Here is a 12956-nt window from a genome sequence, read left to right on the forward strand (position 1 = left end):
GATCCCGTTCCGGGACACGGGCGGGCGACTCATCTGGTGACTCATCTCGGCGCTTCATCTCAGCGCCTCACCTTCTTCAGCGCCTTGTTCACCTGCTTCTCGACGTCGGCCTGCACCTCGGCGACCGGCTTGCCGGAAATCAGCAGGTTGCTGACGTCCTCGCCGATCAACAGCTCGATCGCGCGCTGCGTGGGCACGTTGCCGGGCATCGCGGCGCCGGTGCGCGTGATCTCGGTCAGGTTCTCGCGGAAGGGCAAGGCGCGGAAGGCCTCGCTCTGCGCCACCGAGCGCCGCACCGGCAGATGCCCCGTGCGCGCCCACTCGGCGCTGTGCGTCCAGATGAAGCGCAGCAGCTTCAACGCGGCCGCGTGCTGTTCCGGCGTCGCGGCGCCGCCCTTGAGCAGCGCCCAGCTGTGCCCGTCGGCGAAGACCGCCGGCCGCTGGTACAGCTGCGGGAAGGGCACGACCGTGTAGCCGCCCCGCAGCGCCGATCCAGGCCGCTTCGCCTCGCGCAGGAACTGGTCGATCGTCCAGGTGCCGACCACCACCACGCCTGCCTCGCCGTTCAGGAAGGCCTGGTTGGCCGCGCCGTAGTCGAGATCGGGCTTCACGTGGCCCTCGGCGTACAGCCGCTGCATCAGCGTCAGCGCGTTGACGACCTGCGGCTGATGCATGTCGATGCGGCGACCGTCGTCGCTGAAGAGCCGGGTGTCCTGCTGCGCGATCAGCGTCTGGAAGGTGCGGTTGGTCGCCGCCGTCTCCTTCACGATCGCCCAGGCGAAGAACGGCTTGCCGGTCCGCTGCTTGAATTGCCGGGCCATCGCCAGCAGCTCGTCCGGGAATGCGGCAACCGGGGTCTGCCGTCCGCCCCCATCAATCCCGCCTGGCCCATCAGCGTCGTGTTGACGTGCCACAGCCAGGCCCAGGTGTCGAACGGCAGCGCATAGATCTGGCCGTTCAGCGTCACGCCGCGGCGGGCGTGATCGGTGAAGTCGTTCACGTCGATGCCCAGCCCGGGCAGCTCGGCGTCCAGGGGCTCGACCAGCCGCCGGCGCACGTAGTCGCCCAGCGCCGATTCGTGCATCACCGCCACCGTCGGGATGTCCTTGGCGACCAGGCGGGCCGTCAACTGGTCGTAGTACGGCGCCCATTCCGCCACCTGCGTCTTCACCCGGATGCCGTCGGTGTTGGTCGCGTTGAATTCGTTGATCAGCGCGGTGACGATCCCGCATTCGCCGACACCCTGGCTCGTTTCCTTGACCGCGCCGAACTTCGCGTCGCAGCTGCCGAAGAAGCGCATCAAGGTGATCTCGGTCCTGGGCGGGACGGGTGGCTCGGCGTCGTGCTTGCCGCATGCGGCGAGCAGCGCCGCGCACGTCGCGAGCGCCGTGAGCGCCGTGAGCGCCTTGAGCCCGATGAGCAGGGACTTGTTCATCACGAGCGCCCCGTCCCGGCCACGGCCGTGACCAGATGCTTCTGGAAGAAGAGATAGATCATGAGCACCGGCGCGCCGGCGAAGACCGCCTGCGCCATCAGGAAGCCCAGTCCCTCGGACTGCGCGAAGTTGGTCTGCGTCGACGCCAGCCCGCGCGTCAGCGTGTACATCTCGGGCTGGGTCGCGATGACCAGCGGCCAGAGGTAGTCGTTCCAGCAGGCCAGGAAGGTGAAGATCCCCAGCGTCGCCTGCGCCGGCAACGTCAGCGGCAGCACGACGCGCAGGAAGGTCTTGAAGCGCGAGGCGTTGTCGAGCAGCGCGGCCTCCTCCAGGTCGATCGGCACGGCCTTGAAGTACTGGGTCATCAGGAACACCCCGAACGGGGCCGCCAGGCCCGGCAGCGCGAGCCCCGCGATGCTGTTCTGCAGGCCCCAGTCGGAGAACAGCCGGTGCAGCGGGATGAAGACGCTCTGCGACGGTACGGCCAGGCCGAACAGGACCAGCGCGAACAGCGCGCGGCGGCCCGGGAACTCGCAGCGCGCGAAGCCGTAGCCCGCCAGCGACGACAGCACCAGCACGCCCAGCGTCTGCAGCGCGGCCACCAGCGCGCTGTTGCCGAGCCAGCGGAACACCTGCGAGGTCTGCAGGATGTCCGCGTAGTTGGCGAGCGTGTACGGCGGCGCCAGGAAGACGTCGGTGCGGACCATCAGCAGCTCGTTGGGCTTGAACGACAAGGCCAGCACCCACAACAGCGGCAGCATCCACAACGCGGCCAGCAGGACCAGGGCGGCCATGACCGCGCGGTCGAACCAGCCCTTGCGCAGCATCGGGGTCATCGGCCGCCTCCCTGCGCGGCGTCGCGCCGTTCCAGCCACATCTGCACGGAGACCCCCACCAGCATGACCCCCAGCAGCACCTGGGACGCCGCCGTCGCATACCCCAGCGAGAGCTGCATGAAGGCCTGCTCGTAGATGAACTGCACGATCGGCCGCGTCGTGTTGTTGGGGCCGCCGTTGGTCATCAGCATGATCTGCGGGAAGACCTGGAACTGGCGGATCACCTCGATCACCGCGACCAGGGCCACGGTGCGCCGCAGCGCCGGCAGGGTCACGTGCGTCAGCGTGCGCCAGCGGCTGGCGTTGTCCAGCGCGGCGGCCTCGTAGACGTCCGACGGGATCTGCTGCAGCGCCGACAGGAACAGCATCATCGGCAGGCCGACGATCCACCACACGGTCACCAGCGCCAGCGTCGGCAGCGCGAGCGCCTCGCTGGTCAGCCAAGGCAGGGACGGCAGACCGACCGCGGCGCTGCCCTGCGCGACGAGGCCGCGCTCCGGCATCAGCGCGAGCTGCCACACCAGCGTGATCAGCGTCACCGAGAACACGCTCGCGCAGAAGAACACCGCGCGCAGGAAGGCCGCCAGCCGGCCCGGCCGGTTCAAGGCCAGCGCCAGCATCAGCGACAGGACGACGAAGACCGGCACGCTGATCAGCACGAAGCGGATCGTGTTCCAGACGACCTGGTGGAAGACGTCGTCCTCGATCAGCTCGCGGTAGTTCTGCCAGCCGATGAAGAAGCTGTCGTTGGACAGCAGGTCATGGTCGTGGAAGCTGATGAACCAACCCTTGGCCAGCGGCCAGAGGAGCAGCAGCACGTAGACCGCGACGAAGGGCAGCACGAACAGCGCATGCGCCGGACGCGACGCGCGCCATCCGACGGACGGGGACTCGGTGCTCATGCCGGGGTTCCCTGTGGCGCTGCCGCTTCCGCGTGGGGCGTCGCATGGTGGGCGCGCCCTTTTCCGTCGAAGAGATGGGCCTCCTCCATCGCCAGCGACAGCTGGACGGACTCGCCCACGGCGGGCGACACGCCCGCGACGGTCGCGATCGCCCGCGTGCCGTCGACCAGCCGCACGTGCGCCAGCGTGCGCTCGCCGAGGAACTCGACCATCTCCACCTGCGCCGCCAGCGGACCGCGCGCCGCGGTGACCAGGTGCTCCGGCCGCACGCCCAGCGTCAGCTCGCTGCCGGGCACGGCGTCGCCGACCTGCGTCACGACCTCGTGACCGCCGGGCAGTTCGACGACGGCCCGGCCCTGCCGATCGGCCAGGCGGCGCACCGGCACGAAGTTCATGCCCGGCGTGCCGATGAAGCCGGCGACGAAACGCGTCGCCGGGCGACGGTACAGCTCCGACGGCGACGCGACCTGCTCGATGCGTCCTGCGTTCATGACCACGATGCGCGTGGCCAGCGTCATCGCCTCGATCTGGTCGTGCGTGACGAAGATCATCGTCGCGCCCAGCCGGCGGTGTAGTTGCGCCAGCTCCAGCCGCGTACGTCCGCGCAGCGCGGCATCGAGGTTGGACAGCGGCTCGTCGAAGAGGAAGATCGCCGGCTCCTTGACGACCGCGCGGCCGATCGCGACGCGCTGTCGCTGACCGCCGGACAGCTGGCCCGGCTTGCGCGCCAGCAGCGCGTCGAGCTCCAGCATCCGCGCCGCCTCCTGGATGCGCCGGCCGATCTCGTCCTCGGGCAGCCGGATGTTGCGCAGGCCGAAGGCCAGGTTCTCGCGCACCGTCATGTGGGGATACAGCGCGTAGTGCTGGAACACCATCGCCAGCCGGCGCTGACCCGGCGCGGCGTGGGTGACGTCCTGGCCGCCGATCCGGATGCGGCCGGCGGTGACCTCCTCCAGCCCGGCGATCATGCGCAGCAGGCTGGTCTTGCCGCAACCGGACGGGCCGAGGAAAACGATGAACTCGCCCGGCGCCACGTCGAGCGACAGGTCGGGGATGACCTGCACCGCGCCATAGCGCTTGCCGATCTGCTCCAGCGTGAGAGCTGCCAAGGGAATGTCTCCTGATGCTTCTGGGTTCGCCGGGGATCTTCTCGGATCTTCTCCGGCGGCGGTGTCGGGGCGCTGAGGGGACGGTCTACAGTCCCGGCCAGCCGTCCTCGGTCCAGCGGAGTTCGCCGAACCGCAACTTGGGCTTGCCGCCGTCCTCCGCGTCATAGGCGTGCCGGACGATCCAGCGGCCGACCACGTCCTGGTGCCCGGGCCCGATCCAGCGACCCGCGCCCTGCTCCACCGGCGTGCCGCCGCCGTCCATCAGGTCGCGCCCATCGCGGTCCAGGAACGGCCCGTGCGCCGATCGCGCCCGGCCGACGCGGATGTTGTACGTGCTGGCCAGGCCGCGGCAGCAGAAGTCGTGCGAGACGAACAGGTAGACCCAGTCGCCGTGCCGCACGAGGGTCGGCGCCTCGATCGCCCCCCCGGCGCCGGCGCCCGCCTTGGAGGCGCCGCGGGCGATGAAGCGCGTCGGTCCGGTCGGGCGCATCGTCGCGGGATCGAACTCGACGACACGGATCCCGCCCCAGAACGAGCCGTAGCTGAGCCACAGCCGGCCGTCGCCGCCGACGTCCGCGACATCGATGAACAGATCGGGATCGATCGCGTTGAAGTCGTCGCGCTCGACGCTCGCCACGACGAGGCCGTCGTCACGCCACGGCCCGTCGAGCGACGCGCTGCTCGTCAACCCGATCGCCGAGCGGTTCCTGCCGAAGGTCGAGATCGAGTACAGCAGCCAGTACCGCCCCTTCCACGCGAAGACCTTGGGCGCCCAGACGTCCAGTCCGCGATGCGCGGGCACCGCCTCGGCCCACCAGGCCGGGGCTTGCGTCAGCGCCGGCGCCAGGCGTCGCCAGCGGCGGCCATCCTCGGAGCGGAGGTGCTGGATGCCCTGGCCCGTCGCGAAGACGTGGAAGACGCCGTCGCGCTCGATCAGCGTCGGATCGTGCGCGCCCGCGGGATCTTCCATCGCCGCCGCGGCATCCGCCGGGGACGGGCCGGAGGGCACCGCGTTCGAACACGCCGCCGCCAGGGCGACGAGCCACGCCGCGCCGGCCGACAGGGCCAGGCGCGCGAAGCGATGCGGGATCGGCGTCATCGCGAGCTCGGCGCCATCAGCCGGGGAAGGTGTAGGCGGTCTTGACCGTCGTGTAGAACTCGCGGGCATGGCTGCCCTGCTCGCGCGGGCCGTAGCTCGATCCCTTCGTGCCGCCGAACGGCACGTGGTAGTCGACGCCCGCCGTGGGCAGGTTGACCATCACCATCCCGGCCTGCGCATGCAGCTTGAAGTGGGCCGCGTGTTTCAGCGAGCGGGTGCAGAGGCCGGCGGACAGGCCGAACTCGGTGTCGTTGGCCAGCGCCAGCGCCTCGTCGTAGTCGCGCGCGCGGACCACGTTGGCGACCGGACCGAACACCTCCTCGCGGTTGATCGTCATGGCGTTCGTCGTGCCGGTGATCAGCGCGGGCACCTGATAGAAGCCGGGGGTCTCGCGCTCGACGACCTCGCCGCCGAAGGCGAGCGTGCCGCCTTCCTGCTTCGCGATGGCGACATAGCGCAGGTTCTGGTCGAGCTGGCGCTGGTCGACGACCGGTCCGATGTCGGTGCCGGCCTTCAACGCATGGTCGACCTTGAGCGTCTTCATCTTCGCCACGACGGCCTCGACGAAACGGTCGTGGATGCCATCGGTGACGATGATGCGGCTCGACGCGGTGCAGCGCTGACCGGTCGAGAAGAAGGCGCTCTGCACGGCCGCGTTGACGGCCACGTCGAGCTCGGCGTCGTCGAGCACGATCAACGGGTTCTTGCCGCCCATCTCGGCCTGCACCTTGGCCTGGCGCGCGGCGCAGGCGGCGATGAGGCGGCGGCCGGTGGCGACCGAGCCGGTGAAGCTCAGCGCCCTGACGCGGGGCGAATCGACCAGCGTCTGCCCGACCTGCGAGCCCGCGCCCATCACCAGGTTGAAGGCGCCCCGGGGCAGCGCGGTGCGCGACAGGATCTCGGCGAGGGTCCAGGCGCAGCCCGGGACCAGCTCGGCCGGCTTGAAGACGACCGTGTTGCCGTAGGCCAGCGCGGGCGCGATCTTCCAGGCGGGAATCGCGATCGGGAAATTCCACGGCGCGATCAGGCCCACGACGCCGACCGGCTGGCGGAGCACGTCCACCGACACGCCGGGTCGCACCGACGGCAGCGACTCGCCGCCGCAGCGCAGCGCCTCGGCGGCGAAGAACTTGAAGATCATCGCGGCGCGGTGCGTCTCGCCCAGGCCCTCGGCCAGGGTCTTGCCTTCCTCGCGGGACAGCAGACGGCCGATCTCGTCGCGGCGGGCGAGCAGTTCGTTGCCGACCGCGTCCAGCACATCGAAGCGCTGCTGCGGCGTGGTGGACGCCCAGGCGGGGAACGCCGCCTGCGCGGCGGCGATCGCCGCCTCGGTCTGCGCCGCATCGGCTTGCGCGTACAGGCCGATCACGTCACCGGTGTCGGACGGGTTGATGTTGGGACGCTGATCGACACCGGCGACCCATTCGCCGCCGATGTAGTTCTGGAATTGGGGGATCTGGCTCATGACGGGCCTCGGGGGTTGGGGTCGGGGCCGACTCGGGCGCGGACTCGGGCGCGGACTCGGGGTGGGACTCGGAGCGGGACTGCGGAACGGACTCAGCGCGCCCAGCGCAGCACCAGCGGATCGAGGCGCCTGGCCGCGTCCAGCAGACCGGCGCGGACATGCGGGTTCATCGTCGGGAACGGATGACGCGGCAGGTCGCAGGCGATCACGCCGCCCTCCTTCATCAGCGCCTTCGCGGTCAGGATGCCGCCCTGGCGGTTCTCGTAGTTGATCAGCGGCAGCCAGCGGCCGTATTCGGCCACGGCGGTCTCGCGATCGCCCGCGGCGTAGGCATCGACGATGCGGCGGATCCCGTCGGGGAAGGCGCCGCCGGTCATCGCGCCGGTCGCGCCGGCGTCCAGGTCGGCCAGCAGCGTGATGGCTTCCTCGCCGTCCCACGGGCCTTCGATCGTGTCGCCGCCCAGCGCGATCAGTTCGCGCAGCTTGCTGGCGGCGCCGGCGGTCTCGATCTTGAAGTAGCGGACCTGCTCGATCTCCCGGGCCATCCTCGCCAGGAAGGGCGCGGGCAGCGGCGTGCCCGACATCGGCGCGTCCTGGATCATCACCGGGATGTCGATCGCATCGGAGAGGCGCGCGTAGAACTCGTGGATGCCGGCCTCGCCCACGCGCAGCGTCGCGCCGTGGTACGGCGGCATCACCATCACCATCGCCGCGCCCATCTCCTGCGCCATCCGGCTGCGCTCGGCACAGATCTGGGTGCTGTAGTGCGTGGTCGTGACGATGACCGGCACGCGGCCGGCCACGTGCTCGAGGATGGTCCGCGCCAGCACCGCGCGCTCGTCGTCGCCGAGCACGAACTGTTCCGAGAAATTGGCCAGGATGCACAGCCCCGTCGAGCCGGCGTCGATCATGAAGTCGACGCAACGCTTCTGGCTCTCGAGGTCGAGGCCGCCCTGCTCGTTGAACGTCGTGGGCACGACCGGGAACACGCCCTTGTAAGGTCGGGGGAAGCTCAGGCTCATGTTGTCTCCAGGAGGCTTCGTGTTTCTTGTGGATCGAATTAAAGTATTACTTTATTTGGAGTCATATCCGTGCAAACCCGCATCGGCCCGAGATTGACTTGGCAAATAGTCAGACTTATAGAATTGAGCCCCTTGCCGCCGGGAGGCCAGGACGGCCGACCGGCGGCACCGACACGAAGAGGCGCGACACTCGCGCCCGCACCCACGGAGACGACATGACCAGCGCCATCTATCCCAGCCTGCGCGACCAGCGCGTGCTCATCACCGGCGGGGCGACCGGCATCGGCGCGACGCTGGTGGAGCGCTTCGCCGCGCAGGGCGCGCGGGTGGGCTTCATCGACATCGCGGCGGACGCCGGCCGGGCACTGGCGGCGAAGCTGCCGGGCAGCGCCTTCGTCGCCGCCGACCTGACCGACATCGCGCAACTGCGCGCCGCGATCGCGGCGCTGCGGGAGCAGCTCGGCGGTCCGTTCAAGGCGTTGCTGAACAACGCCGCCAACGACAAGCGCCATGCGCTGGAGGACGTCACGCCGGAGTTCTGGGACCAGGCGATCGCCGTCAACATCCGGCACCAGTTCTTCGCCGCGCAGGCGGTGGCGCCGGACATGAAGGCACTGGGCGGCGGCTCGATCATCAATTTCGGCTCGTTCAGCTGGATGCTCATGCAGGGCGGCATGGCGGCGTACACGACGTCCAAGGCCGGGGTGCAGGGGCTGACCCGCTCGCTGGCGCGCGACCTGGGGCCCTTCAACATCCGCGTCAACACGCTGGTGCCGGGCTGGGTGATGACCGAGAAGCAGCTCAAGCTGTGGGTCAATGACGAGACGAAGCAGGAGATCGACGCCAACCAGTGCCTGAAGCAGCCGCTGATGCCGGACCACGTCGCGGCGATGGCGCTGTTCCTCGCGGCGGACGACAGCGCGATGTGCAGCGCCCAGGACTACATCGTCGACGGAGGCTGGGCGTGAGCGCGCCGGGGTCCTGGACGTCCACGTCCGCGAACACGTCCGCGACCGGGACGGCCACCGCCAAGGTCCACGTCGACTGCCGGGACCGGCTCGGCGAATGCGCGCTCTGGTGCGACCGCGAGCAGGCGCTGTACTGGACCGACATCGACAGTCACCGGCTGTCGCGCTGGCAAGCGAGCGCGTCGCCGACGGGCGACGTCACGCAGTGGTCGATGCCGGAGGCGCTGGGCAGCTTCGCGCTGTGCGAGGCCCCGGGTCGGCTGCTGCTCGGGCTGGCGTCCGGCGTGGCGTTGTTCGACCTCGCCACCGGCGAGATCGGCCCGCTGACGCCGGTCGAGGCCGATGAGCCGCGCACCCGCATCAACGACGGCCGCTGCGATCCGCAGGGGCGCTTCGTGTTCGGCATGTTCAATCCGCACGGCGCCGCGGTCGGCGGGTATTACCGCGCGGAGACGGCCGGCGTCGGCATCGGGCGGGGGCTGAAGGTCGAGCGGCTGCCGTTGCCGCCGGGGATCGTCGGCAACTCGCTGAGCTTCAGCCCGGACGGCGGGACGCTGTACTACACCGACTCGCCGACGCGCACGATCTGGGCCCTGCCCTATCACGCCGACGGTCGGCTGGGCGAGCGGCGCGTCTTCGCGCAGTGGCCGATGGACGGCGGCGAACCGGACGGCGCGGCGGTCGATGCCGACGGCGGGCTGTGGTCCGCCGCCTGGGGCGACGGCGTCGTGGTCCGCTTCGATGCACAAGGGCGCGAGACACTGCGTCTGGCCTTGCCCGCGTCGCAGCCGACCTGCCCGGTCTTCGGCGGTCCGGCGCTGGACCGGCTGTTCGTCACCACCGCGCGCAAGGACTGCGAGCATGAGCCGCTGGCCGGCGCGGTCTTCGAGCTCGATGCGCACGGCCATCGCGGCCGCGCGCCCTACCGGTTCCGCACGCCATGACACCGATGCAGCGCAAGGTCTACGGTCACCTGCCCGACGGGCGGCCGGTTCACGAGTACACGATGGACAACGGCCGCGGACTGCGGCTGTCGGCGATCACCTATGGCGGGATCGTCACGCGGCTGGAGGTCCCCGATGCCCGCGGTCAACTCGCCAACGTCGTGCTGGGGCTGCCGACGCTGGAGGACTACGTCCTGCGCAATCCGCATTTCGGCGTGATCGTGGGCCGTTATGGCAACCGGATCGCGAATGCGGCCTTCCGGATCGATGGCGAACGGCATGCGCTGCCGGCCAACGACGGCGCCAATTGCCTGCACGGCGGGCCGCGCGGCTTTGGGCTGCAGTTGTGGCGCGCGGAGGCGGAGAGCGACGACTGCCTGCGTTTCGAGCTGGACAGCCCGGACGGCGATCAAGGCTTTCCGGGACGGCTGCGGGCGGTGGTGCGGTACCGGCTGGTCGAGGACATGGGCTGGCAGGTCGAGTACGAGGCGACGACCGACCGGCCGACGGTGGTGAACCTGACGCACCACGACTACTTCAACCTCGCGGGTCATGGATCGGCGCTCGACCACGAACTGCAGATCGCCGGCAGCCGGTATTGCGAGATCGACGCCGCGTCGATTCCGACGTCGATCGCGCCGGTCGCCGGCACGCCCTTCGACTTCCGGGAATCGCAGACCATCGCCTCGCGCCTGCGTGAGGGGCATCCGCAGTTGCGCCACGGCAAGGGCTACGACCACCACTGGGTACTCGATGGCCTTGTCGACGCCCCTCTCGGCGCCCGTGCCGACGCCCAGCCCCACCTGGCGGCGCGACTGCGTGATCCGGCGTCGGGGCGTTGGATGGAAGTCCTGACGACCGAGCCCGGCGTGCAGTTCTATTCGGGCAACTTCCTCGACGGCAGTCTGCTCGGCAGCGGCGGGGAGTTCATCCGGCAGGGAGACGGGCTCTGCCTCGAAACCCAGCACGCCCCCGATTCGCCGAACCGCGCGGTCAGCGCGGAGTGGCCGTCGACGGTGTTGCGGCCGGGCGAGGTCTACCGGAGCCGGACCTTGCATCGCTTCGGCGCGACTCCGTAGTCACTCGCCGGCGCGCCGTCCGGCTTGGCGTTTCAGCCGCCGGAGCGGTCAGCGTTCCGGCCTGCCGGCCAGAGGTCAGTGCTTCGGCCTGCCGGCAGACATCAGCGTTCCGGCCTGCCGGCCAGAAGCGCGTCCGTGGCGTAGGCCCGGAGAAACGCGTCCACCGCGCGTTGGGCGGAACGCTTGATCTGCGTCCGACTCAGCGGCGGCAGATCGCGGTGAAACCAGCGGTGATACTGCTCCGCGTTGACCAGCCCGCCGAACTGCTGGGCCAGGATCGCCGGATCCTCGCGGCGCAGTTCGCCGAGCGCCACCGCCTGCCGGAACATGTCCGTCACCACCACCAGGCCGCGCTTCGGACCGGCCTCGTAGAACAGCCGGCCGATGTCGGAGTGCCCCGCCGCGCCCAGCACCATGCGGTGCGCCGCCACCGACTCGTCGCTGGTCAGGAAGCCCACCAGCTTCTCCGCGAACCGCAACAGCGTCGCCTCGAGGTCCCCGCCGCGGTATTCGGCGATCTCGGCCAGCGCCGCCGCCATGTGCCGGTCGCCCGTCGCCGCGGTCACGGCGAGGAACAACTCCTCCTTCGACGCGAAGTAGCCGTAGATCGTCGACTTCGATCCGCCGATGCGCTTGACGATCTCCGCCATCGAGGCGCGCTCGTACCCGGACTCCAGGAACACCTGCGAGGCCGTCTCCAGGATCGCCTCGCGGCGGGCTTCTGTGCGCACTTTCACGACAACTCCTTAACCGTACCAATCGGTCTATTTTTCCTTGACACCCATGAACTGTCAAACCAATAATCCGCCCGTAAATACCGAACCGTTCGGTACATTTTCAAGAACACCGCCCCTGCTCGACCTGGAGTCCCGTCATGCGCATCCGCCCTGATCCCTTCCTGCCCACGGCGCTGCTGGCCGCCGCCGCGGCGCTGGCCCTCACCGCCTGCGGCGAGCCCCCGGCCGGCCCGTCATGGGCGCGGGCGGCCCCCCGCAGGTCAGCGTCACGACCGTGACGACGCAGCGCCTGGCGCTGACCACCGAGCTGCCCGGCCGCGTGACGGCGGCGCTCGTCGCCGAGGTGCGGCCGCAGGTCGGCGGCCTGGTGCAGGAGCGCCGCTTCAAGGAAGGCGGCGAGGTCAAGGCCGGCGAGCTGCTCTACCAGATCGACCCGGCGACCTACCGCGCCAGCGTCGACAACGCGCAGGCCACGCTGGCCAAGGCGCAAGCCACGCTCGTGTCGGCGCGGCTGAAGGCCGGCCGCTACAAGGAGCTGTCCGCGATCAAGGCGGTCAGCCAGCAGGACGCCGACGACGCCGAAGCCAGCCTGCTGCAGGCGCAGGCCGACGTCGGCGCCGCGCAGGCGGCGCTGCAGACGCAGCGCATCAACCTGGCCTACACCCGCATCACCGCGCCGATCGGCGGCCGCATCGGCCGTTCCACGGTGACGCCGGGCGCGCTGGTCACCGCCAACCAGGCCGCCGCGATGGCCACGGTGCAGCAGCTCGATCCGATCTACGTCGACGTCACCCAGTCCAGCGGCGCGCTGCTGGCGCTCAAGCGCTCGCTCGAGAACGGCCGCCTCAAGAGCGGCACGGCCGCCGTGCGCCTGGTGCTCGAGGACGGCAGCGTCTATCCGCAGGCCGGCACGCTGCAGTTCTCCGAGGTGACGGTGGACCCGAACACCGCCGCCGTGACGCTGCGCGCGTCATTCCCGAACCCGCGCGGCGACTTGCTGCCCGGCATGTACGCCAAGGCGGTGATCGAGGAAGGCGTGATCGACCAGGCCGTGCTGGTGCCGCAGCCGGCCGTCAGCCGCGACAGCACCGGCAAGCCGGTCGCCTTCGTCGTGGACGGCGACGGCCGGCTCGCGCAGCGCGCGCTGACGACGGAACGGGCCATCGGCGACCAATGGCTGGTCGGCAGCGGCCTGAAGGCGGGCGACCGGCTGGTCGTCGAAGGCCAGCAGAAGGCACGCCCCGGTGAGCCGGTCGAGGTCAGGACCGCGACCGCCCCGGTCGCCCCCGCCGTCAAGACCGCCGTCAAGACCGCATCGGCCAGCGCCGCCGCGGGTGCGAACTGAGCATCGGACGGAGAC

12 protein-coding genes and 1 pseudogene are annotated in these 12956 nt (G+C 70.2%); 4 read left to right on the forward strand and 9 right to left on the reverse strand.

The features are described from left to right. Positions 1–59: 59 nt before the first annotated feature. The 8 genes from ACFJIX_RS23185 to ACFJIX_RS23220 all read right to left on the reverse strand — a co-directional run bounded on the left by ACFJIX_RS23185 (position 60) and on the right by ACFJIX_RS23220 (position 7868). Positions 60–821 carry an extracellular solute-binding protein gene (locus tag ACFJIX_RS23185; protein ID WP_377155033.1) on the reverse strand — a complete coding sequence of 254 codons (762 nt, stop codon included), beginning with the start codon at positions 819–821 and terminating at the stop codon, positions 60–62. Next, positions 764–1435 carry an ABC transporter substrate-binding protein gene (locus tag ACFJIX_RS23190; protein WP_377155034.1) on the reverse strand — a complete coding sequence of 224 codons (672 nt, stop codon included), beginning with the start codon at positions 1433–1435 and terminating at the stop codon, positions 764–766. The genes ACFJIX_RS23185 and ACFJIX_RS23190 overlap by 58 nt, the downstream gene beginning before the upstream one ends. Next, positions 1435–2271: a carbohydrate ABC transporter permease gene (locus tag ACFJIX_RS23195; RefSeq protein ID WP_377155035.1), complete on the reverse strand. Its 837-nt coding sequence runs from the start codon at positions 2269–2271 to the stop codon at positions 1435–1437. The genes ACFJIX_RS23190 and ACFJIX_RS23195 overlap by 1 nt, the downstream gene beginning before the upstream one ends. Then, on the reverse strand, positions 2268–3173 hold the full coding sequence (locus ACFJIX_RS23200) for a carbohydrate ABC transporter permease (RefSeq protein WP_377155036.1): 906 nt from the start codon (positions 3171–3173) through the stop codon (positions 2268–2270). The genes ACFJIX_RS23195 and ACFJIX_RS23200 overlap by 4 nt, the downstream gene beginning before the upstream one ends. Then, positions 3170–4282 (reverse strand): ABC transporter ATP-binding protein, encoded by a 1113-nt coding sequence (locus ACFJIX_RS23205; RefSeq protein ID WP_377155037.1) that lies wholly within the window; start codon positions 4280–4282, stop codon positions 3170–3172. Before ACFJIX_RS23205 ends, ACFJIX_RS23200 begins: the two co-directional genes overlap by 4 nt. Positions 4283–4367: 85 nt before the next feature. Then, the gene (locus ACFJIX_RS23210; RefSeq protein ID WP_377155038.1) at positions 4368–5381 is read right to left on the reverse strand and encodes an arabinan endo-1,5-alpha-L-arabinosidase; all 1014 of its coding nucleotides are present in this window, start codon (positions 5379–5381) and stop codon (positions 4368–4370) included. A 16-nt stretch (positions 5382–5397) separates the two neighbouring features. Then, positions 5398–6846: an aldehyde dehydrogenase family protein gene (locus tag ACFJIX_RS23215; RefSeq protein ID WP_377155039.1), complete on the reverse strand. Its 1449-nt coding sequence runs from the start codon at positions 6844–6846 to the stop codon at positions 5398–5400. Between the two features lie 92 nt (positions 6847–6938). Further along, entirely contained in the window at positions 6939–7868 is a 930-nt protein-coding gene (locus ACFJIX_RS23220; protein ID WP_377155040.1) for a dihydrodipicolinate synthase family protein, read from the reverse strand. A 215-nt stretch (positions 7869–8083) separates the two neighbouring features. Here ACFJIX_RS23220 and ACFJIX_RS23225 point away from each other — a divergent pair, with 215 nt between their 5' ends. Genes ACFJIX_RS23225 through ACFJIX_RS23235 form a run of 3 tightly spaced genes read left to right on the forward strand, consistent with a single transcriptional unit; the run spans position 8084 to position 10859 of the window. Beyond that, positions 8084–8836 carry an SDR family NAD(P)-dependent oxidoreductase gene (locus tag ACFJIX_RS23225; protein WP_377155041.1) on the forward strand — a complete coding sequence of 251 codons (753 nt, stop codon included), beginning with the start codon at positions 8084–8086 and terminating at the stop codon, positions 8834–8836. After that, on the forward strand, positions 8833–9780 hold the full coding sequence (locus ACFJIX_RS23230) for an SMP-30/gluconolactonase/LRE family protein (RefSeq protein WP_377155042.1): 948 nt from the start codon (positions 8833–8835) through the stop codon (positions 9778–9780). The genes ACFJIX_RS23225 and ACFJIX_RS23230 overlap by 4 nt, the downstream gene beginning before the upstream one ends. Further along, positions 9777–10859, forward strand: coding sequence for an aldose epimerase family protein (locus ACFJIX_RS23235; protein WP_377155043.1), 1083 nt, complete (start codon positions 9777–9779; stop codon positions 10857–10859). Before ACFJIX_RS23230 ends, ACFJIX_RS23235 begins: the two co-directional genes overlap by 4 nt. 101 nt (positions 10860–10960) lie before the next feature. Here the strand turns inward: ACFJIX_RS23235 and ACFJIX_RS23240 are convergent, their stop codons facing one another. Continuing rightward, entirely contained in the window at positions 10961–11596 is a 636-nt protein-coding gene (locus ACFJIX_RS23240; protein ID WP_377155044.1) for a TetR/AcrR family transcriptional regulator C-terminal domain-containing protein, read from the reverse strand. A 137-nt stretch (positions 11597–11733) separates the two neighbouring features. On the opposite strand from ACFJIX_RS23240, the pseudogene ACFJIX_RS23245 reads away from it, so the two are divergent. After that, positions 11734–12941, forward strand: a pseudogene (locus ACFJIX_RS23245) (efflux RND transporter periplasmic adaptor subunit). Positions 12942–12956: the final 15 nt, after the last annotated feature.

Source organism: Roseateles sp. UC29_93 (assembly GCF_042695725.1).
In the GTDB taxonomy this organism is placed as follows: domain Bacteria; phylum Pseudomonadota; class Gammaproteobacteria; order Burkholderiales; family Burkholderiaceae_C; genus Roseateles; species Roseateles noduli_A.

Bases quoted from the DNA above. Each gene is read 5' to 3' on its own strand.
- ACFJIX_RS23185 (WP_377155033.1), bottom strand. From the start codon at position 821: ATGGCCCGGCAATTCAAGCAGCGGACCGGCAAGCCGTTCTTCGCCTGG.
- ACFJIX_RS23195 (WP_377155035.1), bottom strand. From the start codon at position 2,271: ATGACCCCGATGCTGCGCAAGGGCTGGTTCGACCGCGCGGTCATGGCC.
- ACFJIX_RS23225 (WP_377155041.1), top strand. From the start codon at position 8,084: ATGACCAGCGCCATCTATCCCAGCCTGCGCGACCAGCGCGTGCTCATC.
- ACFJIX_RS23235 (WP_377155043.1), top strand. From the start codon at position 9,777: ATGACACCGATGCAGCGCAAGGTCTACGGTCACCTGCCCGACGGGCGG.
- ACFJIX_RS23210 (WP_377155038.1), bottom strand. From the start codon at position 5,381: ATGACGCCGATCCCGCATCGCTTCGCGCGCCTGGCCCTGTCGGCCGGC.
- ACFJIX_RS23200 (WP_377155036.1), bottom strand. From the start codon at position 3,173: ATGAGCACCGAGTCCCCGTCCGTCGGATGGCGCGCGTCGCGTCCGGCG.
- ACFJIX_RS23190 (WP_377155034.1), bottom strand. From the start codon at position 1,435: ATGAACAAGTCCCTGCTCATCGGGCTCAAGGCGCTCACGGCGCTCACG.
- ACFJIX_RS23220 (WP_377155040.1), bottom strand. From the start codon at position 7,868: ATGAGCCTGAGCTTCCCCCGACCTTACAAGGGCGTGTTCCCGGTCGTG.
- ACFJIX_RS23215 (WP_377155039.1), bottom strand. From the start codon at position 6,846: ATGAGCCAGATCCCCCAATTCCAGAACTACATCGGCGGCGAATGGGTC.